The 1,989-nt window shown below is 49.4% G+C and carries 3 protein-coding genes; all 3 read left to right on the forward strand.

From position 1 onward, the window contains the following. On the forward strand, positions 1-228 hold a 228-nt coding region (locus EJP87_RS15705; protein ID WP_130472794.1), incomplete at its 5' end, for an EAL domain-containing protein. 154 nt (positions 229-382) lie between these two features. After that, entirely contained in the window at positions 383-1,330 is a 948-nt protein-coding gene (gene ppk2 / locus EJP87_RS15710; protein WP_130472795.1) for a polyphosphate kinase 2, read from the forward strand. Positions 1,331-1,698: 368 nt separating this feature from the next. Further along, the coding region (locus tag EJP87_RS15715; RefSeq protein ID WP_193771452.1) for a cytidylate kinase family protein at positions 1,699-1,989 on the forward strand (291 nt) is incomplete at its 3' end.

Genomic DNA, 1,989 nt, shown 5'->3' on the forward strand with positions numbered 1-1,989 from the left:
TCCTTTGTGCGCAACTGTACCAAAGATGCCGATGATGCGGCCATCATACGCGCTGTCATCAGTTTGGCCCACAGCCTTGGTCTGAGTGTGATTGCCGAAGGGGTGGAGACCGCCGAACAGTTGGCTTTGCTGCGTCAAGAACAGTGTGACGAGATTCAAGGATATTACTACAGCCGACCCCTTCCTCCTGCCGATTTTTTGCAATTTATGCAGAAAAATCAGCCCTGAGAATGAATAGTGCTTTGCCCAGTCTGTGAATATTTGGGTGGACAAGAGTGGGCCGATCCTCTATGCTGGCGAGAGTTTGTTTGCTCGGAGTCCAAGCACCCGCAAGCTGACAACCTGGCGATTTTCTCACCATCCGATAAATCGGGAGATCGGCATGACGGACCATGTGGCCTCTGCAGCAGAATCCACTGAGAGCAAGGAATCCCCTCATCCTGCAAACAATCATTCTCCCATAGGCAACGCCCACGAAAAAAAGAGCCCTGCCCAGAAAAAAACAACTCCGTCGGCCCGCAGTGAAATCATCTTAGGTCTGGGTTCAGCGCATGCCCGTCATACCCTTCCGCCACGGCTGAAATTGTTGAAAGAGGATGAATATCTGCAGTTGATCGCCCCTTTGCATATCGAATTGGTCAAAATGCAAAACTGGGTAAAAGAGAATGGTATTAAGATTGTCGCTCTGTTCGAGGGGCGTGATGCCTCTGGAAAAGGGGGGACAATCAAGCGTTTTATCGAACATTTGAACCCGCGAGGTTGCCGGGTGGTTGCCCTGGACAAGCCCAGCGACCTGGAACGCAGCCAATGGTATTTTCAACGTTATGTGCAGCATTTGCCCGCCGCCGGTGAAATTATCCTGTTTGATCGCAGTTGGTATAACCGTGCGGGTGTGGAACGGGTCATGGGTTTTTGCAGCGAATCTGAAGTAAAGCATTTTCTACGCAACGTGCCAGAATTGGAAAAAATGCTGGTCCAATCTGGTATCCTGCTCTTCAAATTTTATTTTTCTGTCAGCAAACAGGAGCAACTGCGTCGTTTTAACAGTCGGATGACCGATCCACTCAAACAGTGGAAATTGAGCCCGGTCGATAAAGAGTCACAGGATAAGTGGGAAGAGTATACCACAGCCAAAGAAGATACTTTTTATTATACCTCCACCGCCACTTGTCCCTGGACCGTCATCAAATCGGATGATAAAAAACGGGCACGCTTGGAGAGTATCCGCTATTTTTTGAGCATGCTGGATTATAAAGATAAAAACCATAAATTGCTGGAGTATGATCGACGCATCGTGCGCAGCGTGCAGGAAGAGATCGGTTTTGAATAGGGTGCTTTGGCCGACCGTTGCCTTGCCGTGCAGCCAACAGCGCAGTGTGCAGGAAGAGATCGGTTTTGAATAAGAGGGTGATCTGTATAGAGGAGTTTGGTACAAATAACGTGAACATCTGGTTTGGCTTTTGGCCTCTGCCTCGTTCTGCAAAGCGATACATACCCACAGTATGCCTCCCTTTTTCTCTTCGGCGCAGCAAGCAAAATCCAGTACAGATGCGCAAGTGTATTTTACTCGGCTTCCAAGGGGCTGTGTTGTAACAGCTCCAGGCAGTTTGCTCTACAGGTCTGGTGGAGTAATGATCCTGTGCATCATTGCTGCCGCTAGGGGGATTTTCGCGTAGCAATTCAGACGGGGAACGATTCATGGCAAAACAAGCAGCGTCGCTCGGCCTGGTGCAGTCCATCATTGGTTCGGGATTGTATCCGGTGGATAACCAAAAAAAGACCAAGCCAATTCCTGGCAAACCTCTAGTCACCCTATCCCGTTATTTTGGTACGCCCGATACGGAAACGGCAACTTTGCTGGCCGAGCGTCTGGGAGTACCCATGTATGATCGTAAATTGCTGGACGCCATCAGCAAAGAGGCAAAAGGGGATAAACATCTTTTGGAACGCTTGGATGAGCATGTCACCTCATTGGTGGATGACATGGTG

The sequence above is a fragment of the Candidatus Magnetaquicoccus inordinatus genome (assembly GCF_004217665.1).
Classification (GTDB): domain Bacteria; phylum Pseudomonadota; class Magnetococcia; order Magnetococcales; family Magnetaquicoccaceae; genus Magnetaquicoccus; species Magnetaquicoccus inordinatus.